This is a genomic window from Cupriavidus pauculus (assembly GCF_002858765.1).
Classification (GTDB): Bacteria; Pseudomonadota; Gammaproteobacteria; order Burkholderiales; family Burkholderiaceae; genus Cupriavidus; species Cupriavidus pauculus_B.
The window spans coordinates 15810-35084 of the sequence record NZ_PJRP01000019.1 but is presented as its reverse complement, the minus strand read 5'-3'; the positions used below and the strand labels follow the sequence as shown (position 1 = coordinate 35084).

The following is a 19275-nucleotide window of genomic DNA, read 5'->3' as shown; positions in this document are numbered from 1 at the left end:
TGACTCAGGACCCTGCCATGCTGCTTGAATCGCCCCGCGCGCCGTACCTGCAATTCGTGAATCCGCCCGACCTCTACGATCCCCGGCTGAACGGCTATTCCCATGTGGCGATCGCCAACCGGCCCGCCCGGATTGTGTTCGCGGCGGGCCAGGGCGGCGAGGACATGTGTGGCGGCTTGCGCGCCGACTTTGCGGCGCAGGTCAAGCAGGCGTTGGCCAACCTGCGCGTGGCGCTGCAGGCTGGGGGCGCCGACATCCCCGATGTGGCCAAGATCACCGTGCTGATCGTCGACCATTCCATGGAGCGGCTGGCGATCTTCAGCCGGGCCTGGCAGGCGCTCCTGGGCGACTGGCCCGCGCCGGCATGTACGTTGATACCCGTGCCGCGGCTGGCGCTGGACGGCATGCTGTTCGAGATCGAGGCGGTGGCGGTTCTGCCAGACCAGGCGCGATAGCGATCCAATCGGGTCGAGCGGGACGCCGTACGGCCGTTTGGCGATCCGGCATGTCCCTTGCACTGCCACTGGTAAGCCCGGCCCCTCACCGGCTGGGCATCCCCAACACCGGTCGGCATTGCAAAAACATGGAAATTCCACATCCGCTGACGATAATTTCGCCGCACCTCGAAGATGCCGTCTTCAGCTGCGGCAGCCTGCTGGCCGCCAGCCGGCAGGCGCTCGTCATCACAGTCTTCGCTGGTTTGCCAGGCCCGGAACTGACCGCGCCGGCGCATGACAGCGCCGCCGGTTTTGCGTCGGCCCGGGCCGCCATGGAAGCCCGACGACATGAAGATGCCCGCGCGCTGTCGACACTGGGCGCAGACCCCGTCTGGCTCGACTTCCTGGAGCAGCAATATGGCCAGCGCTACGACGCCGTGAGCATTGCGCTGCGGCTGGGCCGCCTGCTGGCGCTGCAGCCAGGGGGCACCGTGGTGGCGCCGATGGGCCTGCGGCATGCAGATCACATGCTGGTCAATGCCGCCTGCATGCTGGTGCGCGAAGCCGCGTTTGCGGATCTGCCTGAAACGGTACCGCATGGCGATCACGACGGCCACGTTGCCCCATTCCGCTGGATTTTTTACGAGGAAGCAATCTACCGCCGCATGCCCGGTGCGACGCAAAGCCGCATGGTCGGATGGTGGCAGGAGGGACTGCTGGCATCGCCGGTTCACATGCCGATCAGCGTCTTCACGGCGCAGAAGGCGCGGGCCGTGCAGGCTTACGAAAGCCAGTTGGCCCTGTTCTCGCCGGCCCAGCTCGCCGATGTGTGCGCACCGGAACGCTACTGGTCGCTGGATGCCATCGACGTGCATCGGTAATGCACGTCGACCAGCAACGCGTGTCGATCGGCCCCGTTACGGTCGTTTCGGCGGCGCAGTCTTCGGTGCCGAGGCCGGGTAGTCGTAGGTCTGCGCGGACGAGGCACCCTGGTTGAGGGCCGGGCCGCCACCATAGGAGCGACGGCTATCCTTTGACAACCCCCACTCGCGCGCCCCGGGCGCCACATCGGACGCGGCCGTACCCGGCGCCCGGTTGTCCACCTTCGGCGTCAGGGACGGTGTCTGGCCCCATGCCAGCCCGCCAAGCGACAGGCAGGCGATGGCGCAAAGCGCGTGGCGGGTACGGATCGCAATCAGATGTTTCTGATGTCGCATGATCGGGCCTCCTGTCATCAAATGGCCAGATTACGAGCGGTTATCGACGGGCGGCGCGTCCGGGTCTCGGCTGTCGGGGTCCTGCAGGTCCTGGCTTCCGATGCCAGCCGAACTGTCGTCTTGCCGGGTGGTAGCCCGCTGGCCTTCACGGGCCGTGGGATTTTCCTCGCTGGAGGCCCGGCGGGTGGCCAATGGATCGCGTTCTTCGCGGGCCTCGGGTGCGCCTTCGCGATTCTGTGGGTTGGCGCTATTTTCCGGGGATTCGTTGGGGCGACGTCTGTCGCGATTCCTGCGGCGGCGGGTTCCTGCATAGGCGAAAGGCATGGGGCATCTCCTTGTTCGAGTGAGTGGTTATGGATGCTTGCAGGGTGAAGCCGCCAGCGCGCCGGCCCGTGCCGGGCGCGCGCTGACGGGGTGCGTGGGCGCTCAGCCGCCCGATTTGCCCGAGGTGGTTGAGTTGGTACCCGGCATGGCGCTGGACCCGAAACCGGAGCCGGCTGTGGAACCTGAATTGCTGCCGATGCCCGTCCCCAGGCTACCGGTGCTGCCCGCCGCGCTGGATGGCGCCGTGCCGCCCTGGCTGGCGGGGCTGCCCAAGCCTTGAGACAGACTCGAGCCGCCTGAGCGTCCCTGGTCGCCCATAGCGCCCCTGCCGCTCAGACCGCTCATACCGCTCGTATTGCCGCCCATTCCTCCGCCAACACGGCCACTCATGGCGGATTCGCGCGTGACACGGATCTGGTTGTGAACATCCTTCACGCCGAACACTTCCTCGGCCATGTCCTCGATGCGGTATTTCTGCTGGCGGTCCTGCACGGTGCCGCTCAGCGTGACCACGCCGCTGGCTACGGAAACTTCCACCTCGCGGACATCCACGCGTCCGCTCATCGCCAGGCGTTCGCACAGGTCTTCGCGGATGCGTTCGTCCGATCGCTGATAGCCCTTCGGGCCCGTGCGCTGGGCGCGCCGTGCCGCTGCGGAGCCACCCGCCCCGCCATAGCCGCGATTCAGGTCGCTCCGCTCATTGGCGCCGGTGAAGTGCTCGTAGGCCCGTTCGTTGGGATCGTAGCCGCCGGGGCCAGTGCTGCCGCGGTCGCCACGGTCACGCATGGGACCCTGCCCCGCCGCATGGCGCTCGCGACGCTCGCGCTCATTCAGCCAGTCGGCGGCGGCGCGGCGTTGCCAGGTCTGGTTGCTCTGACCCACGGGCGGTTCCTGATCCTGGTTGCCATAGTCGGATACCCCATAGCCGCCGCGATAGTGCGTGCGCATGTCGGGTTCCGACCCCGTCGGGCCCTCCCAACCGCTGCCGCCGGTATCCCGGCCCTGCCACTGGCGGCTCGGCGACTGGCGACCTTGCTGGCGGCCTTCGCGCCCTTGTTCCCATCCACCTTGGCGCTGCACCGATCCACCCCGTGCTGGCTGATCCCAACCGGCGCGGCCCTGTGCCCACTCGTCGCGCTGGCTGCCTTGCTGGCTCGACCATTCGCTGCCGCGCCTGCCGGCGTCTTCCTGGTGCCAGTCGCCCCACCGTTCGCGTTCGGCGTGACGCTGCGGGGTATTGCGCTCGCCGGTGTCGCGGCCAAACGGCTGGCGGCCGGTTTGCCGGCCTTCGCCATATTCGCCGTAGCGCCCTTCGCCGTAGCCTTCCTCATAGCGCCGGCCTTGGCCCTCATAGCCACCGTAGCCGCTTGACGACACCGATGTGGAACCTTGCGACGATTCCAGAGAACGCGGCGATTGCGACGATTGCGACGATTGTGACGAAGGGCCCTGCCCGCTCCACCGGTTGCCACCGGGCTGCTGGCCACTGGCTTGCCAGTCGCTGCCGCCCTGTTGACGATGTGTGAGCCAGTCGCCGCCGCTGTAGGCCTCCTGCTGGCGCTGCCGGCTGCCTTGCGGGCGGTGCTCGTCCGGATCGCCCCGATCGCTTCGATCATTTCGCTCGTCACGTTCTGCGCCATAGCTGCTGTAGCGGTCGTCGGAACCACTGCCCCTGTTGTTCCCCTGGTCCATGAGCGTCTCCAGTTTGCAGTTCAATACGGTCATACGGAGACGGGGGACGCAAATTCCATACCGCTGCGTCCGGCACCGGTGCAGGCGGGCGGGCCGACCTCCGGCGGGCGCCTGCTGCATCGCGCCCAGGGCCGGCGGCCGGTTCGATTTACATGGCCATATAAATCCTGCCAACGGCCTTCACATGCTGTAGTCAACGGCCTACACCCGATTCAGTGGTGTCCCCCTGAGCGCATGGGTGGCGGGGTCATATCGTGAAGTCACCGCCACCAATTTTCGGGAGACGAACGATGAAACGCCTGCTCACGACCACCGCTCTGGCCATCAGCGCCCTGCTCTGCATGCCAGCCATGGCGCAGCCCAAGAACGACCCGCCGCTCTCGCCCAGCGCACCGAACCCCAGCGCTCCGCCGGCCCCTGAAGGCCCGTCGACGCAACGCGGCAGTTCGGGCAGCGGCGCCATGATGAGCAGCGATGCGACCATGCAGCAGGACAAGGACGCGCAGGCCCAAAAGGCGCACAAGGCAAAGAAAAACACCGGCCAGCGGGCCAAGAAGCCACGCGAACAGGACGCATCGCCTGTTGCCACGCCGACTTCGCCGTCGGGCCCCAAGGGCGATTCGCCCGATCCGGTCCAGAAGCCGTAACCGTCAGGTCACGCCAACACGTCTGCCTTTCCACGGGGCGTCCCCCGAAGACCCGTTTGCGGCGCGCCGCACGTTGTCCCCCAAACCGGGGCAGCGTGCGGCGCGTTTTTTGCATGGGGCATTCCGGCGCGAAGGCAAGGACGACGTACGCCCCATATTGGCCATATCGAACGAAGTGAAGTCCGATCTGCAAAAGATTAACCACGCCGGCATCGTAATTCGGTCGCTGACCAGCCCTGCTCACCTACAGTTAGAGCATCAACCGGAGACGCACATGGATGCACTGAACACCAAGCTGGCGCGGCTTAGCCGTCACGCCATGCAGTGTGCAGAAGCGCTGTCGGCTGTGGCGGCGGCCGCATCGGACCCGCAGATTCGGGCGGTGCTGGCGCATCGTGCCAATATGCAGCGCTGTGCATCGGTTGAGCTGGCCACGCGCGCGGCAGCCACCGGTGACGGCATGGGCGATGGCATGGGCGACGGCGCGACGGGCCGCGCCCGCGACCCGCAACACGTACCGCCGCCAGCCGAATCCGGCGAACTGCCCCTGCTGCGCCATGCCGCCCAGCAGGCTGCGCGCGCTGCGGGCGCCTATGGCGAGTTGCTGCGAGAACCGCTTCCCGATCCGGCATTGCGCCTGCTTCTGGCCCACTACTATCGCGGTGCCACCGAACTGCAGCGTCTGCTGGAACAGCGCGCGATGGAATTCACGCCGGCGAGATCGCCCGGTGCCGGGGCGCGCCGCGTGGTGCCGCCGGTGCAGCACTAGCAGTGCCAAGGCACTGCAGGCCACCCGGACATCTTCCCTTCAGGTCGAGTGAGGCGGCGCCGTCAACAGCGCCTGACGGCGCGCGCCGAGTTCCTGCTGAGGTTGATAGGGCCGGATCACCAGGGCCACATAGTCTTCGTCGTCGGGATTCACCACCAGATAGACCAGGCCGGACATCACCAGGGCCACTTCCCCCAGTTGCCCCGCAATGCGCGCGGCAACGAAGTACTGCAGCAAGTTGGGCTCCACGGTGGCATCGATTGCGCGGGCGGCGGTGCAGATCGTCATCATGCACTGTTCGGCGGCCCGGCAGACCACCACCACCTCGTCGATGGCGTAGCCGGTATGCGCGGCGCGCACCATGACCGATACGCCCTCGCTGGTGTTGGCCCGGTGCCAGCCAGGTTTGGCCCGGAAATCGGGCAGCGTCAGCTTGGCGCCCACGTCGTGGGCGACCACATTGAACTGCTGGGCAAAGTCGTGCGGGCTGATGGCCAACAACTGCTTTTCCACGGGGGTGGAAGACACGGCCACGGAGGAAGCCACGCTGAGGGTGGCCAGGACGCCGGTCAGGTTCATCGTTATCTCCCTCGCACGATGCTTGCCTTGCTTCAGCAATTGCCCTTCCAGCCTCTTTGCGGGCAGGTCTGGCGAACTGGTTCTGCGGCGGTCCCCTGAGACCAATATAGGCGCCGCGCCCGCCGCGTGCGAATCCTGGACCGCGGCAGCGGGCGACGCCGCCATTGGCATGCAACTTGCCGCCTGTTCTGAATATCCGATGATGCAATACGACCAGAGGAGTGACGATGAGCAAGACCACCCGACACAGCCAGGCGGACGCCGACAGCAAGAGCCGGAACAAGGAAGCCGCAGACCCGGAAGGCATCCCCAGCACGCTGGACCCGCGCCTGGATTCCGAGGCAACCGAAGACATCGAGCGAGAACTGGGCGACGTTCAGCGCGAGCGGCATGAGCCGGACGACGAGGAACTGCCGGAAGACGAAATTTTCGACGAAGTACGACGCGCCGCCGAGGAACTGCCCGCCGATACCCCAGTGGATCGCGCCGATCAGACCGACAAGCGGATGGAGAATCCGCCGAGCGGCAGCGACCTGTAGCCCCTCCCGTCCCCCTTCCGCCCCCGTCCCACCTCCCGCCCGCCAACCACGCGGACAGCAAAAAGCCCCGGCCAGGCCGGGGCTAGCAGCGGGTGGTCCGGATACGCCGCAATGACTGTTTGACTATTCAGAAGCCAGTACGCCGTACGGACGCACGTTAATCTGGTTGACCACATCGGAAACGCCGTACGTATCGTCGGCCAGATCCTCGATCTCGTACTTCATGCGACGGTTGTCGACGGTGCCGGTCAGCGTGACCACGGTGCCAGACACGGCCACCGTCACATCGCTGACGTCCAGCGTCGGGGCGTGCGTCAGGCGTTCGCAGACTTCCTCGCGGATGCGCTCGTCCGAGCGCGTGTAGTTCTTGGGGCCTGCAGCGCGCCGGCCATAGGCTTCGGGCCCGCGACCGTGAACCGCCTCGCCCAGGCGCGGGCGCTGACGGAAGTTGCGGCCCGATTCCACGCCGTAATCCTCGTAACCGGAGCCCGTCCCAAACCGGCTGCCGTCGCCCCGCTCGTAGCCACCTTCATAGCCGCTGCGCGTGCCGCTCCAGCGTTCGTCGCGGCCCGGCACGGGCGAATTGGACGTGCGCGCTCCAGCGTCGTAGCCGTCCTCGTACCCGCTGCTGTAGGCGCTGACATAGCCCGGGCTATGCGGCGAGCTTTCGTCGCGCGACTCGTCGTATGTGGAGCGGCCCGGATAGTAGACCGCGGCGCCGCGTGAGCGCCATCCGCCGCTCAACTGCGCCGTTCGACCCTGGCGCCAGGCGCCACGGTTGCGCGGATCTTCGTTCCACGCGCGTGCGTCGCGATTCTCATAGGCATCGTACGGATTGCGTTCGGCGGCGTTGCCGTAGCGGCCTGCCGACAGATCGCGGTGTCGCCAGTGACGATCGGCGCCAGGTACGTTGCCATAGCCCTCCTCGTAGCCTCCGTACTGCTGATCGGGCCTGCGGCGACGGCCATAGTCGTCTGATCGGTTCATTGCCTTGCCTCCGTGAAGCCGGGGCGCAGATCGCCCCCGATACAGGCAGGCCAGCAAGTTTCGTACCGGAGCGCGCGACCATGAAAAATGGCGCCGGAGGCACCGGCGCCATGCAGTTTCTACAAGGCCTGCGCGCAGGTCTTGCGCAGGCCATCATCCACGGTCTAGGACGATTTGCGGGCGCCCTGCATTGCCGCGCTGTCCGCACTTTGCGGCGTCACGAGCCGCAGCCCGCTGGCCACGGCCGCCGCTGCCGCGAAGCCGGCACCCAGACTCAGCGCCAGAGTTGGCCCGTGTTCCCCGGCAATGCCGAACGACAGGGCCACCAGGGCCGCGCCGGTGGCCTGGCCCAGCAGTCGCGCAGTGGCGACTACGCCGCTGGCGCCGCCCGCGCGCTCCCGGGGTGCGCTGGCCATCAGCGCCTTCAGGTTGGGCGACTGGAAGAACCCGAATCCGGCGCCGCAAATCGCCATGCGGATGCCGATATTGAGCACGCTGGCATCGGCCGGCATCATCGCCAGCGACGCCATGCCCACGGCCATGATCGCCAGGCCGATGCCGCCGAGCAGGCCCGGCGGGTAGCGGTCGGACAGCCGGCCCGCGATCGGCGCCATCACGGCCACCACGGCCGACCAGGGCGTCAGCAGGAAGCCGGTCTCCACCGGGTTGCGGCCCAGCACATGCTCGAAGTAGAACGGCAGCGACACGAACGCCAGGCCCTGCGCGGCAAACGAACAGACGGCGGTGGCCGTGGACAACGCGAACATCGGCCGCTTGAGCAGATCCACCGGCAGCATCGGCGCCGGATGCCCGCGTTCACGACGCAGCAGCAGCACGAAGGCAATCACGAAGATGGCGGCGGCCGCCACCACGTATTCCACCGGCTCGCGTTGCACGCCCTCGCCCAGCGCGAAGATCAGCGCGGCGAACGTAATGCCGTTGAGCACAGCCGCGACCGGATCGAAACCGTGCTGGCTGCGCTTGGTCTGTGGCAGCGACGGCCACGCGATGAACAGCGCCAGCAGCCCGATCGGCAGGTTGACGGCAAACAGCCATGGCCACGATCCGAACGACAGGATGACCGATGCCACCGTGGGCCCGACAGCGAACGACACCCCCACGACCAGCGCGTTGAGGCCCACGCCCCGCCCGAGCCGGTGGATCGGGAAGAGCGCACTGATCAGCGCCGTGTTGACGCTCATGATGGCCGCAGCGCCCACGCCCTGCAGCAGTCGCGCCGCTGCCAGGGACGGCAGCGACCACGCCATCGCGCAAACGACCGACGACACGATGAATACCATCACGCCACCCAGATAGATGCGGCGATGCCCCAGCACCCCGCCCAGCGCGGCGAACGGCAGCAGCGTGGCCACCATCGCCAGCTGGTAGGCGTTGATGATCCACACCGAGGCGGCCGGTGTGCTGTTCAGGTCGGCGGCGATGTTGGGCAGCGCCGTATTGGCGATGGCCGTGTCCAGCGTGGCCAGCGACACGGCAATCATGATGGCGGCCATCCCGCGCTTTTCGCGGGCGGTCATCGGGCTGTCTGCGGGAGGTACGGTGGCGGCTGCGGCCGAACTGGCCGGGGCCTGTGTTTCGCCTTCGGCGGGCGGGCTTGCGTGGTTCTGCACGATATCGATCCGGGGGGCGGGCTGGAACGGATGGGGAGCTGCGGTACAAATGACGCAGCAATCATTGCACCGTCAAGTATCGCAAGTCGAGACGATACGACAAATCGCGCCCGCGTGCTGGCGCGCGATGCGGGCCGGCGGCGCCTGTTGGCGCAGCTATTGGTTCGATCCATGAAGATTGGCCCGTGTTCGTCGCCGAACACGGGCCAACACCGTGCAAATTTCTGGTGCTACGGCCAGATGGGAATGTGAGTCAGGCGCTCAGTGCGGCCCGTACTTCATCTGGACGTCGTCCACGCGCTGGGTGCGCATGTTGTAGAGGCAGGTGTAGCGGAAGGACATGGCCTCTTCACTGGCGTCGGGCTCGAACGTGCCTTCGCCGCTGATCGACGTCTGGTTGGTCGTTTGCTGCGCGATGCGCTCACGGTCCGGCATCATCATGACGCTGCCGGGCTGCGGATAGCGGGTCTTGACCGCATCGGCCACCCGTTTTTCGCAGGCATTGCCCGCTGCGTCCAGTTGCGCACGGCTGACACCGCCTTGCGGCGTCGTAATGGTGGTCGACGGTTGCGACGTCGTGCGAGGCGGCGTGGGCGGCGGCAGTGGCGAGCTGGCGCAGCCCGCCAGGATCAGGGCCAGCAGGGCCGTTGCAAACAGGTACGGAGGTGTAAAACGTGGCATCGGGTCTATCCGGAGTCGGCGAAAAAACCGTCGGAGGACGGGGTGCTGATCCCTTGGACTCTATGTCAGAAATGCTTTTGGAGCAACCTGACGCCGCAGCCATCAACCCGCCGATGGCGTCCCCGGCAGCGCCGCACGCCGCGCCTTGACCCTGGCGACCTCGGCAAGCTGGGCCTCGAATTCCTTGATCTTGCACGCCTCGACTTCGCTCAGCTTGCTGCGGTCGACATGCGCCAGCAGCACGCCCAGCGCATCGCCAATCTTGCCAAGCTGCGCGCCATACGAGCCCACTTCATCGAGGATGCGGGCCTCGAGTTCGGGGTTGGTGCTGCGTCCCAGGTTGATGTTGATCAGGCCAAACTGGCCGCCGACGGTGCGCACGAACCAGTTCCATGGATTGATCGACTGGATGACGTCGCCAGAAAGGGGCAGGCGGAAATCGGGCATGGCAGGCTCCTGCAGGGCAAGTGAAGGGGCAGAGGAAGACGTCCGAATTCACCAGAGTAGGATGCCCGGGCCGGCGGCGCCAGCCGGCTGTGGCGCCAACAAATCGCCTGCAAATCGCCTGCTGATGTCAGGCGGCAGGCGCCTTGGCCTTGGCCGGGACCGGGGTGGTCATGTAGGAAGCCGCCGATGACAGGCGGTCGCGCGTACGATCGTCCGCCGCGGGCCCTGCCCGCACCACGTGGCGCTTGCCCATCTGCAGCGGCTCGCCGTTGGCGGCATCCACCAGCTGGGGCTCGACAACCTTGCCCGTGTCGCGGTCGACGATCTGCACACTGGCCCCTTCCGGCGCGAAATTGCGGTTGCCCCAGGCCAGCAGTGCCAGCAACACCGGCCGGAAATCGCGTCCGCAGTCGGTCAGCACGTATTCGTAACGCGGCGGCCGTTCCGAATACTGGCGCTTTTCCAGCAGGCCCTCTTCGACCAGGCCATTGAGCCGGCGCGTCAGCATGTTCGGCGCGATATCAAGGTTGCGCTGGAATTCGTCGAAGCGCTTCGTGCCGTAGAACGCATCGCGCAGGATCAGAATGCTCCACCACTCGCCCACGCGTTCAAGGCTGCGAGCGATCGGGCATTGCATGTTGCGGAAAGTCTTGCGTTGCATGTCGGTCCCGTTTGTCGGTGTATCGGCCCGATGATACCCACCTTTCGGCGCGTATCGGCCAAAGGCCGACGGGAACGGGCGCTGGCGGGTGCCACGCCAATGAAAAAAGGCGCCGCAACCCATCGGTCGCGGCGCCGCAATGCCTGCGCGTCGTGGAGTGCGCGCCGGCCCCTCGCTTGCCTTCCAATCCCCCGGGTACGGCGCCGGGATCAGAAAATGTGGCGGATGCCCAGCGAAACGCCCAGCTGGCCGCTGGCGTCGGGCGTCTTGTAATAGACCTGGGACGTCGACGGCAGGTAGCCCACCGACTGGCCGTTCGGCAGATACGAAATGTTGTCCCAGTTCAGCGACGCGTTGCGCGCGTAGTTCACCGCGAAGAACACATCGGTCCGCTTGGACAGGCTGTAGTCGGCCAGTGCCAGGTACTGCTGCGGGTTCTTCGGGTTGGTCGTCACGCCGCCGATGCGCGCGGACTTGATGTCGTCGTAGTAGTAGGCCAGCGACAGCCGCAGCGCGGCGGTGGCGTCCCAGTTCACGCCGACCCAGTACATGTCGTCGCGGTGCGGCAGCAAGGTTGGCGTGCCGGTGGCCGGTGCCACGGAATTACCCCAGCGGTAGCCCGCCACCATCTTGACCTGCCCCAGCCGGTAGCTGGCACCGAGCATCGCGCGCATGTCGCGGCCATAGTCGTTCGATCCCGATGTGCCCGCAGCCTGCGCGGTGTTGAGCGTCTTGACCTCGTCATAGGCCGCCGCGATGCCGAGCGGGCCATTCGCATACGACAGGCCCACACCATAGGCCGAACCCGCCGCAAAGGTGCCCGCACGCTCGCCGAACGACCAGTGCGCCATGGCCGTGAGCGGGCCGAACGTGCCCTGGTACTGCACCACGTTGTTCTCGCGGAAGTTCGGGCCGGCGATCCCCACGACCGGCTCGAATTCCGGTGCGTAGGCCACCGGCGTGAAGCTGCCCATGGTCAGGAACGCCGACGTGTACTGGCGGCCGAACGTCACCTTGCCCCACTGGTTCTGCAAGCCCACGAACGCCTGACGGCCGAACAGCAGCCCGCCGTTGCCCATCTTGCCGTCATCGGCATTGAACTGGTTTTCCAGTACGAACAGGCTCTTCAGGCCACCGCCAAGCTCTTCGACACCACGCAGGCCGAAACGCGACTGCGCGATACCCGACGAATTCATGAACACGGCCGAGCCGCTGCCCGGTGCCAGCACCCCGTTGCTGGTGTTCTGCACGTGGTTGACGTACTGGATGCTCGTGGTGACGACGCCATAGAGCGTCACGGACGATTGCGCCCAAGCGGCGGGCGCAAGCAGCGCGCCGGCAATGGCGGCGAACAGCGTCTTCTTCATTGTTTTACGGTTCCGAGTGTGGTGGCTGATGGCGCCAGTGGTCTCCTCCGTCCAGCGCCCGGTTGCGGTCGACTTCGACCGCGCCATGTCAATTTAATCCCTCGTATTAAATCGACATCGACCGCAGGCTAACGGCATACGCCCGTTCAGTTAGTTAGGATTTTCCCGGAGAGGCGGCAAAATGAAGGAAATACGACGCCAAATGGATGTCGGACATCGGATTTTTCCGTATCCTTGCGAAGCTTTCATTTTGATAACGACAAGCCTGCCAGCGACGCCACCACGCCATGAAGCTCAAGCAAGCGCGCGCCATGATCGCGGATGAGCAACCCCCACCCGCACACGACACCCGCCGTACACCCGGCCGCAAGACCGCTGCCGATGCCGACCGCCCGGCAGGCGCCGACGCCGCCGAAGGGACCCAAGCCGCCGGCCTTGCCGCTCCCGCCGCCCTTGACGGCCTGACTGACACCGCGCGGCGCATCCTGGAAATCGCCGAGCGCCTGTTTGCCGAACAGGGCGTGGAACAGGTGCCGCTACGCCAGATCGTGGTGGAAAGCGGCCAGCGCAACCGTTCTGCCCTGCACTACCATTTCGGATCGCGCGAGGCACTGGTCAGTCATCTGCTGAACCGACGCCTGCACCAGGTGAACGAGATTCGCCACCGGCATCTGGACGAACTCGAAGCCCGTGGCCGACCGATCGACATGCACGGCGTGGTGGAAGCCACCATCCGGCCCCTGGTCGAGGTGGTGCTCGACACCGACTGGGGTACCAACTACCTGCAGGTGCTGGCCCAGACCACGTTCAGCCCGGGGCTGCTCAACAAGGGCCTGGTCGACAAGACCGCCATGAGCGCGCTGTATCGCGTGCGCGAACACCTCTATGCGCTGCTGCCCGACGTGCCGCGCGACGTCATGAAGCTGCGCATGATCTGGTTCATGGATACGGTGGTGTATTCGCTGGCCCACTGGGTGCGCGAGCGCAGCAAGCGGGCCCGTAACGGGCCGCCGGTTGAGGAACTGATCGATTTCTGCGCGGCGGCCCTGGCAGGGCCAAGGCCGCCTGCGACCGGGGCGGCCGGAGCGACTTCCCGGCCGCCGGCATCCCCCAGGCCGCCCAAGGCCCCGAGGGCGCGCTGATCAGCCCGTGGCGCGCGCCGCGTCCGGCGCGGTACGGGCCAGCACCGGCAACAATGCCGCACCGGTGTGGCTGGCCTTGATGCGCGACAGCGCTTCAGGATCAGCCGCCCCGACGATGGTGCCGCCATGGGCGCCGCCCTCCGGCCCCAGGTCGATGATCCAGTCCGCCTCGGCAATCACGTCCAGGTCGTGCTCGATCACCACCACGCTGTGGCCGCCGTCCGTGAGCCGGTGCAGCACACGAATCAGCCGCGCCACGTCGGCCATGTGCAGGCCCACGGTCGGCTCGTCCAGCACGTAGAGCGTGTGCGGGGCCTTCTGGCCGCGTCGCGTGATGTCGTCGCGTACCTTCGACAGCTCCGTCACCAGCTTGATCCGCTGTGCCTCGCCGCCAGACAGCGTTGGCGACGGCTGGCCCAGCGTCAGGTAGCCCAGGCCCACGTCCTTCATCAACTGCAGCGGATGGGCGATCTGCGTGATGGCCGAGAAGAACTCCACGGCCTCGTCGATCTCCATCGTCAGCACGTCGCCGATGTTCTTGCCGCGCCACGTCACCGCCAGCGTCTCGGGGTTGAAGCGCTGACCGTGGCAGACGTCGCACGGCACCTTCACATCGGGCAGGAAGCTCATGCCGATGGTGCGCACGCCCTGCCCTTCGCAGGCCGGGCAGCGGCCGTCGCTGGTGTTGAACGAGAACCGCGACGCGCTGTAGCCGCGTGCCTTGGCTTCCAGCGTCTCGGCAAACAGCTTGCGGATCGCGTCCCAGACGCCGATATAAGTCGCCGGGCAGGACCGCGGGGTCTTGCCGATCGGAGTCTGGTCCACTTCCAGCACGCGGTCGATCGATTCCCAGCCGCTGATGCCTTCGCAGCCATGCCAGGCGTGCTCCACGCTAAGCGCCCTCGTCGCCGTGGGCTTGCCGGCCTTTTCGGCAGCGGCCCGGGCCCGGCGCGTGGCCGGCGACGACATCACCGAGCGACCCACCGCATCCAGCAGATTGGCCATCAGCACGTCGCGCGCCAGCGTGGACTTGCCCGAGCCCGACACGCCAGTGATGGCCACCAGCCGCCCCAATGGAATCCGCGCCGTCACGTCACGCAGGTTGTGCAGGTGCGCGCCCTGCACCGTCAGCCATTGCGCCGGCTCCGCTTCCTTGCCGGCGCGCGCCGGCTTGACCGGCCTGCGCGGCTGCAGCGGGTGGATCATCGGGTGCGCCAGGAACCTGCCCGTGGTGGAATCGGCAGCGGCCGACAGCGCGGCCACGCCGCCCTGCGCCACCAGGTTGCCACCGCGCTTGCCGGCCCCCGGGCCGATGTCGATGATGTGGTCGGCCCGGCGGATGGTGTCCTCGTCGTGCTCCACCACAACAAGCGTGTTGCCCTTGTCGCCCAGCTTGCGCAAGGCATCGAGCAGGATCTGGTTGTCGCGCGGATGCAGGCCGATGGTCGGCTCGTCGAGCACGTAGCACACGCCCTGCAGGTTGCTGCCGAGCTGCGCAGCCAGGCGGATGCGCTGCGCCTCGCCGCCAGACAGGCTCGGGGCGGCGCGGTCCAGGCTCAGGTAGCCCAGGCCCACCTCTTCCAGGAACTGCAGGCGACTGGAGATTTCGGTCACCACATCGCGTGCGATTTCGGCATCGCGCCCCTTCAGGCGCAGGCCATCGACCCAGCTTCGGGTGTCCGACACCGTCCATTGCGCCACATCGGTAATGGCATTCGTGTCGAACGTCACCGCCCGGGCCACGTGGTTCAGACGCGTGCCGCCGCAGTCCGGGCATGGCGTATCGGCCACGCCTTCGGGTTCCTGCTCTTCGGATGGCAGGCTCTGCTCGCGGCCACGGTCGTCGCCGCCCAGCACGGTGTCGTCAAACGCCGCGCGTTGCTCGCCCGTCAGCGCCAGGCCCGTGCCGACGCAGGTGCCGCACCAGCCGTGCTTGCTGTTGTACGAGAACATGCGCGGGTCCAGTTCGGGATAGCTGGTACCGCAGACCGGACAGGCGCGCTTGGTCGAAAACACCTTGGTTTCGCCGACCTTGCCCGACCCCTTGCCGTCGTGCATGGCATCGTGCAATCCGTCCAGCGGCGCCAGCAAATGCATCACGCCCTTGCCCAGTTCCAGCGTCTGGTCCAGCAAGGCGCGCAGTTCGGCCTCGTTGTCTGGAGAAACGACGATGTCACCCACCGGCAGTTCGATGGTGTGCTCGCGGAAGCGGTCCAGGCGCGGCCAGGGGTCGACCGGCAGGAACTCGCCATCCACGCGCAGGTGCGTATTGCCACGCGCCTTGGCCCATTTGGCCAGATCGGTATAGACGCCCTTGCGGTTCACCACCAGCGGTGCCAGCAGGCCAACATGCTGGCCGCGATAGTCGCGCAGCAGCTGGGCCGCGATCGACGCCGGGCTCTGGGATGTCACCGGCGCCCCGTCATGCACGCAATGCTGGATGCCCAGCTTGACGTAGAGCAGGCGCAGGAAGTGCCAGACTTCGGACGTGGTCGCCACGGTACTCTTGCGGCCACCGCGCGACAGCCGCTGCTCGATGGCCACGGTGGGCGGAATGCCGTAGACGGCGTCCACCTCCGGCCGCCCCGCCGGCTGCACGATCGACCGCGCATAGGCGTTCAGCGATTCCAGATAGCGGCGCTGCCCCTCGTGGAACAGGATGTCGAACGCCAGCGTGGACTTGCCCGAGCCCGACACGCCGGTAATCACGTTGAACTTGCCGTGCGGGATGTCGACGTTGAGCGCCTTCAGGTTGTGCTCGTGCGCGTTGACGATGCGCACCACGCCCTCGCCCTCCACGGCACGGCGCGCCCGGGCGGCCTGTACGGCGGCCTGCAGCGGCAATCCGTGCTTTGCCTGCTCCTCGCGCTCGGCAGCGAGCGTGCCGGATTCGCCCATGGCCTTGTCATAGGCCAGCAGCGCGTGGCCGGTATGCGAGTCGGTGCAGCCCTTGACCATGTCGGGCGTGCCCACGCACAGCACCTCGCCGCCCGCGTCCCCGCCTTCGGGGCCCAGGTCGACAATCCAGTCAGAGGCGCGGATCACGTCGAGGTTGTGCTCGATGACGATCAGAGAATGGCCGCCGTCCAGCAGCTTGCCGAACGCGCGCATCAGCTTGGCGATGTCGTCGAAATGCAGCCCGGTGGTGGGTTCGTCGAACATGAACAGCCGCTTGGGCAGCACCACTGCCTTGCGGTTCTTCACCGGCTGCGCGGCCGCCGTTTCGGCCAGGAAGCCAGCCAGCTTCAGGCGCTGGGCCTCGCCGCCCGACAGCGTCGGCACCGGCTGGCCCAGCTTCACGTATTCCAGACCCACGTCGGCAATCGGCGCCAGCACGCGCAGCACGGCGGCATCGCCCTCGAACAGCGCGGTGGCCTCGCTGACGGTCAGTTCCAGCACATCGGCCACGCTCAGCGTGCGCGGCGGCTGACCGCGCGCGGCCCGCTCGATCTTCACTTCCAGCACTTCGGCGCGATAGCGCGTGCCATCGCAGTCCGGGCAGCGCAGGTAGACGTCGGAGAGGAACTGCATCTCCACGTGCTCGAAGCCCGAGCCACCGCAGGTGGGGCAGCGGCCGTCGCCCGAGTTGAAGCTGAACGTGCCGGCCGTGTAGCCGCGCTGCAGCGCCAGCGGCGCCTTGGCAAACAGCTTGCGAAGCTCGTCGAACGCGCCCACGTAGCTGGCCGGGTTGGACCGCGCGGTCTTGCCGATGGGCGACTGGTCGACAAAGACCACGTCATCGACCTGCTCGGCGCCCACCAGTTCGCGGAACGCGCCCGGCGATTCGGTGGCCTTGCCGAAGTGGCGTGCCATGGCCGGATACAGCACATCCTGCAGCAGCGTCGACTTGCCGGACCCTGACACGCCGGTCACGCAGACCAGCCGGTTCAGCGGGATCTCGACGGTCACGTCCTTGAGGTTGTGCTCGGTGGCCCCTTCGAGCTTCAGGCGCGGCGTGGTGTCATCCACGGGCCGCAGGCGCCAGTCCGTGGCATCGGTCACGCGCCGGCGTCCGCCCAGGTAGTCGCCCGTCAGCGTGGGCTCCTTGCGGATAGCGCCGGGGGTGCCGTCGAAAATGATCGAGCCGCCGCGTTCGCCGGGGCCGGGACCCATGTCGATCAGGCGGTCGGCCGCCAGCATCACCGACGGGTCGTGCTCCACGACCACCAGCGTGTTGCCGGCGTCGCGCAGGCGGTGCATGGCCTCGACAATGCGGTTCAGGTCGCGCGGATGCAGGCCGATGCTGGGTTCGTCCAGCACGAACAGCGTGTTGACCAGCGAGGTACCCAGCGCGGTGGTCAGGTTGATCCGCTGCACCTCGCCGCCGGACAGCGTGCGGCTCTGGCGATCGAGTGTCAGGTAGCCCAGGCCCACGTCGCACAGGTACTTCAGGCGCGTGCGGACTTCGGCCAGCAGCAGCTTGAGCGCATCGTCCAGCAAGGCGCTCGACAGGGTCAGGTCGTCGAAAAAGCGGCGGATGCGCGCAATCGGCATCAGCATCAGGTCATGCACGGTCAAACCCGGCAGGCTTTCCAGCTGCGGGCGGTTCCAGTCCACGCCCTTGGGCAGGAAGCGGCTGGCCGGCGCCAGCACGGCGTCGGCGTTGTCCTTGCTGCCCAGGCGCCACAGCAGCGCTTCGGTCTTCAGCCGCGCGCCACAGCAGGTCTCGCACGGCGTGTAGCTGCGGTACTTCGACAGCAGCACGCGGATGTGCATCTTGTAGGCCTTCGACTCCAGGTAGCTGAAGAACCGCATCACGCCGTACCACTGCTTGTTCCACTGGCCGTTCCAGTCAGGCGACCCGTGGATCACCCAGTGCTGTTCGGCCTCGCTGAGCTGGTTCCACGCCAGGTCGCGCGGAATGCCGGCCTTGGCCGCATAGCGCATCAGGTCGTCCTGGCATTCCTTCCAGGCCGGCGTCTGCATGGGCTTGATCGCCCCGTCGCGCAGCGACTTGCGGCCGTCCGGAATCACCAGGCCCAGGTCTACCCCGATCACGCGGCCAAACCCGCGACACGTCTCGCAAGCGCCGTAGGCGGAGTTGAAAGAGAACAGCGCCGGTTGCGGGTCCGCGTAGCGGATATCGCTTTCCGGGCTGTGCAGGCCCGTGGAGAACTTCCACACGGGACCGTCGCCCTCGTCGGTGACCACATTGACGCTGACCCGGCCGCCGCCGCGCTTCAGCGAGGCTTCGATGGCCTCGATGGCGCGCGCCTTTTCCACATTCCCGATGCGGAAGCGGTCTGCCACCACGTCCAGCACCTTGCGCTTGCCGGTTGGCGATTCAACGATGCGCTGCCCATGCACGCGCGTATAGCCGCTGACGGACAACCATTGCGTCACTTCGTCTTCCGTGGCCGATTCCGGCAGTTCCACCGGAAACGTCACCACCAGCCGGGCATCGGCAAACGGCTGCCCAGCGGCCGTCCGGGCCTGCAATTCGGCGTAGATGGTTTCCGGCGAGTCATGGCGCACCGGCAGCGCGGTCTGCTTGTCGAACAGTTCCGCCGCCCGCGCGTACAGCAGCTTCAGGTGGTCGTTGAGTTCGGTCATCGTGCCCACGGTCGACCGCGAACTGCGCACCGGGTTGGTCTGGTCGATGGCAATCGCCGGCGGAACCCCGTCCACCTTGTCCACCTGCGGCCGGTCCATCCGGTCGAGGAACTGGCGCGCATAGGCGCTGAAGGTTTCCACGTAGCGGCGCTGGCCTTCTGCGTACAGCGTGTCGAACACCAGGCTCGACTTGCCTGACCCCGACGGCCCGGTCACCACGGTCATTTGCCCGGTGTGCAGGTCGAGATCAACGTTCTTGAGATTGTGCTGACGGGCACCGCGAATACGGATCGTACCGGAATCTGACAATTTCTTGCCTCGAATCAGTGAGTTGGATGCAGAACTTAATGTTCGTTGGAAGCTTTTCACTACGCCGCGCGGGCGTAGAAGTGCCCTAACTATACTGTATAAACGTACAGGCTTCCTGACAGCCAGCAGACAATTCTGATTTCGGGAGCCGGGCGTCACGGCAGGCACATCTTGCGCGAAAATGCATCCCCACGTTCAAGTCGCCCCCGAATTGAGCAAACTTGGTTTGCATAAAATTAGCTATGCGCTAACATCGGGATGCAGCACGCAATCGGTTCACCAGAGAGGCGACA

General features: G+C 66.7%; 17 protein-coding genes. 6 read left to right on the top strand and 11 right to left on the bottom strand.

Features of this window, described 5'->3' with window-relative positions; all coding sequences use genetic code 11:
• Window positions 1-17: 17 nt before the first annotated feature.
• Together CYJ10_RS28105 and CYJ10_RS28100 are read left to right on the top strand one after the other, a co-directional pair.
• Window positions 18-455, top strand: coding sequence for a RidA family protein (locus CYJ10_RS28105; protein WP_101684716.1), 438 nt, complete (start codon window positions 18-20; stop codon window positions 453-455).
• Window positions 456-583: 128 nt separating this feature from the next.
• The gene (locus CYJ10_RS28100) at window positions 584-1318 is read left to right on the top strand and encodes a PIG-L family deacetylase (protein WP_101684715.1); all 735 of its coding nucleotides are present in this window, start codon (window positions 584-586) and stop codon (window positions 1316-1318) included.
• Between the two features lie 36 nt (window positions 1319-1354).
• On the opposite strand, the gene CYJ10_RS28095 is transcribed toward CYJ10_RS28100, so the two are convergent.
• The 3 genes from CYJ10_RS28095 to CYJ10_RS34990 form a co-directional block, all read right to left on the bottom strand.
• The gene (locus tag CYJ10_RS28095) at window positions 1355-1654 is read right to left on the bottom strand and encodes a hypothetical protein (RefSeq protein ID WP_101684714.1); all 300 of its coding nucleotides are present in this window, start codon (window positions 1652-1654) and stop codon (window positions 1355-1357) included.
• Between the two features lie 30 nt (window positions 1655-1684).
• A complete protein-coding gene (locus CYJ10_RS33940; protein WP_146002138.1) occupies window positions 1685-1978 on the bottom strand; it encodes a hypothetical protein in 294 nt (97 codons plus the stop codon).
• 102 nt (window positions 1979-2080) lie between these two features.
• A complete protein-coding gene (locus tag CYJ10_RS34990) occupies window positions 2081-3670 on the bottom strand; it encodes a BON domain-containing protein (protein ID WP_257993574.1) in 1590 nt (529 codons plus the stop codon).
• 290 nt (window positions 3671-3960) lie between these two features.
• On the opposite strand from CYJ10_RS34990, the gene CYJ10_RS28085 reads away from it, so the two are divergent.
• Together CYJ10_RS28085 and CYJ10_RS28080 are read left to right on the top strand one after the other, a co-directional pair.
• On the top strand, window positions 3961-4317 hold the full coding sequence (locus tag CYJ10_RS28085) for a hypothetical protein (protein WP_101684713.1): 357 nt from the start codon (window positions 3961-3963) through the stop codon (window positions 4315-4317).
• A 274-nt stretch (window positions 4318-4591) separates the two neighbouring features.
• The gene (locus CYJ10_RS28080; protein WP_101684712.1) at window positions 4592-5086 is read left to right on the top strand and encodes a hypothetical protein; all 495 of its coding nucleotides are present in this window, start codon (window positions 4592-4594) and stop codon (window positions 5084-5086) included.
• Between the two features lie 39 nt (window positions 5087-5125).
• On the opposite strand, the gene CYJ10_RS28075 is transcribed toward CYJ10_RS28080, so the two are convergent.
• Window positions 5126-5665, bottom strand: coding sequence for a malto-oligosyltrehalose synthase (locus tag CYJ10_RS28075; RefSeq protein WP_101684711.1), 540 nt, complete (start codon window positions 5663-5665; stop codon window positions 5126-5128).
• Window positions 5666-5892: 227 nt separating this feature from the next.
• Here CYJ10_RS28075 and CYJ10_RS28070 point away from each other — a divergent pair, with 227 nt between their 5' ends.
• Window positions 5893-6204, top strand: coding sequence for a hypothetical protein (locus CYJ10_RS28070; RefSeq protein ID WP_101684710.1), 312 nt, complete (start codon window positions 5893-5895; stop codon window positions 6202-6204).
• Window positions 6205-6327: 123 nt separating this feature from the next.
• On the opposite strand, the gene CYJ10_RS28065 is transcribed toward CYJ10_RS28070, so the two are convergent.
• The 6 genes from CYJ10_RS28065 to CYJ10_RS28040 all read right to left on the bottom strand — a co-directional run bounded on the left by CYJ10_RS28065 (window position 6328) and on the right by CYJ10_RS28040 (window position 11978).
• Window positions 6328-7191 carry a BON domain-containing protein gene (locus CYJ10_RS28065; RefSeq protein ID WP_101684709.1) on the bottom strand — a complete coding sequence of 288 codons (864 nt, stop codon included), beginning with the start codon at window positions 7189-7191 and terminating at the stop codon, window positions 6328-6330.
• 164 nt (window positions 7192-7355) lie between these two features.
• A complete protein-coding gene (locus tag CYJ10_RS28060; RefSeq protein ID WP_101684708.1) occupies window positions 7356-8729 on the bottom strand; it encodes an MFS transporter in 1374 nt (457 codons plus the stop codon).
• Between the two features lie 354 nt (window positions 8730-9083).
• The gene (locus CYJ10_RS28055) at window positions 9084-9503 is read right to left on the bottom strand and encodes a short-chain fatty acid transporter (RefSeq protein ID WP_101684707.1); all 420 of its coding nucleotides are present in this window, start codon (window positions 9501-9503) and stop codon (window positions 9084-9086) included.
• 102 nt (window positions 9504-9605) lie between these two features.
• Window positions 9606-9950, bottom strand: a complete 345-nt coding sequence (locus CYJ10_RS28050; protein ID WP_101684706.1) for a hypothetical protein — start codon at window positions 9948-9950, stop codon at window positions 9606-9608.
• A 127-nt stretch (window positions 9951-10077) separates the two neighbouring features.
• Entirely contained in the window at window positions 10078-10611 is a 534-nt protein-coding gene (locus CYJ10_RS28045; RefSeq protein ID WP_101684705.1) for a winged helix-turn-helix transcriptional regulator, read from the bottom strand.
• Window positions 10612-10820: 209 nt separating this feature from the next.
• Window positions 10821-11978 carry a porin gene (locus CYJ10_RS28040; RefSeq protein WP_101684704.1) on the bottom strand — a complete coding sequence of 386 codons (1158 nt, stop codon included), beginning with the start codon at window positions 11976-11978 and terminating at the stop codon, window positions 10821-10823.
• A 287-nt stretch (window positions 11979-12265) separates the two neighbouring features.
• Here CYJ10_RS28040 and CYJ10_RS28035 point away from each other — a divergent pair, with 287 nt between their 5' ends.
• Entirely contained in the window at window positions 12266-13120 is an 855-nt protein-coding gene (locus tag CYJ10_RS28035) for a TetR/AcrR family transcriptional regulator (RefSeq protein WP_101684703.1), read from the top strand.
• Here the strand turns inward: CYJ10_RS28035 and uvrA are convergent, their stop codons facing one another.
• Window positions 13121-18982 (bottom strand): excinuclease ABC subunit UvrA, encoded by a 5862-nt coding sequence (gene uvrA, locus CYJ10_RS28030; protein WP_101684702.1) that lies wholly within the window; start codon window positions 18980-18982, stop codon window positions 13121-13123.
• Between the last annotated feature and the right edge of the window lie 293 nt (window positions 18983-19275).

What these genes read in the sequence shown, in the direction of transcription:
- CYJ10_RS28105 (WP_101684716.1), top strand. Translation starts at nt 18, where the DNA reads ATGCTGCTTGAATCGCCCCGCGCGCCGTACCTGCAATTCGTGAATCCG.
- CYJ10_RS28100 (WP_101684715.1), top strand. Translation starts at nt 584, where the DNA reads ATGGAAATTCCACATCCGCTGACGATAATTTCGCCGCACCTCGAAGAT.
- CYJ10_RS28095 (WP_101684714.1), bottom strand. Translation starts at nt 1,654, where the DNA reads ATGCGACATCAGAAACATCTGATTGCGATCCGTACCCGCCACGCGCTT.
- CYJ10_RS33940 (WP_146002138.1), bottom strand. Translation starts at nt 1,978, where the DNA reads ATGCCTTTCGCCTATGCAGGAACCCGCCGCCGCAGGAATCGCGACAGA.
- CYJ10_RS34990 (WP_257993574.1), bottom strand. Translation starts at nt 3,670, where the DNA reads ATGGACCAGGGGAACAACAGGGGCAGTGGTTCCGACGACCGCTACAGC.
- CYJ10_RS28085 (WP_101684713.1), top strand. Translation starts at nt 3,961, where the DNA reads ATGAAACGCCTGCTCACGACCACCGCTCTGGCCATCAGCGCCCTGCTC.
- CYJ10_RS28080 (WP_101684712.1), top strand. Translation starts at nt 4,592, where the DNA reads ATGGATGCACTGAACACCAAGCTGGCGCGGCTTAGCCGTCACGCCATG.
- CYJ10_RS28075 (WP_101684711.1), bottom strand. Translation starts at nt 5,665, where the DNA reads ATGAACCTGACCGGCGTCCTGGCCACCCTCAGCGTGGCTTCCTCCGTG.
- CYJ10_RS28070 (WP_101684710.1), top strand. Translation starts at nt 5,893, where the DNA reads ATGAGCAAGACCACCCGACACAGCCAGGCGGACGCCGACAGCAAGAGC.
- CYJ10_RS28065 (WP_101684709.1), bottom strand. Translation starts at nt 7,191, where the DNA reads ATGAACCGATCAGACGACTATGGCCGTCGCCGCAGGCCCGATCAGCAG.
- CYJ10_RS28060 (WP_101684708.1), bottom strand. Translation starts at nt 8,729, where the DNA reads ATGACCGCCCGCGAAAAGCGCGGGATGGCCGCCATCATGATTGCCGTG.
- CYJ10_RS28055 (WP_101684707.1), bottom strand. Translation starts at nt 9,503, where the DNA reads ATGCCACGTTTTACACCTCCGTACCTGTTTGCAACGGCCCTGCTGGCC.
- CYJ10_RS28050 (WP_101684706.1), bottom strand. Translation starts at nt 9,950, where the DNA reads ATGCCCGATTTCCGCCTGCCCCTTTCTGGCGACGTCATCCAGTCGATC.
- CYJ10_RS28045 (WP_101684705.1), bottom strand. Translation starts at nt 10,611, where the DNA reads ATGCAACGCAAGACTTTCCGCAACATGCAATGCCCGATCGCTCGCAGC.
- CYJ10_RS28040 (WP_101684704.1), bottom strand. Translation starts at nt 11,978, where the DNA reads ATGAAGAAGACGCTGTTCGCCGCCATTGCCGGCGCGCTGCTTGCGCCC.
- CYJ10_RS28035 (WP_101684703.1), top strand. Translation starts at nt 12,266, where the DNA reads ATGAAGCTCAAGCAAGCGCGCGCCATGATCGCGGATGAGCAACCCCCA.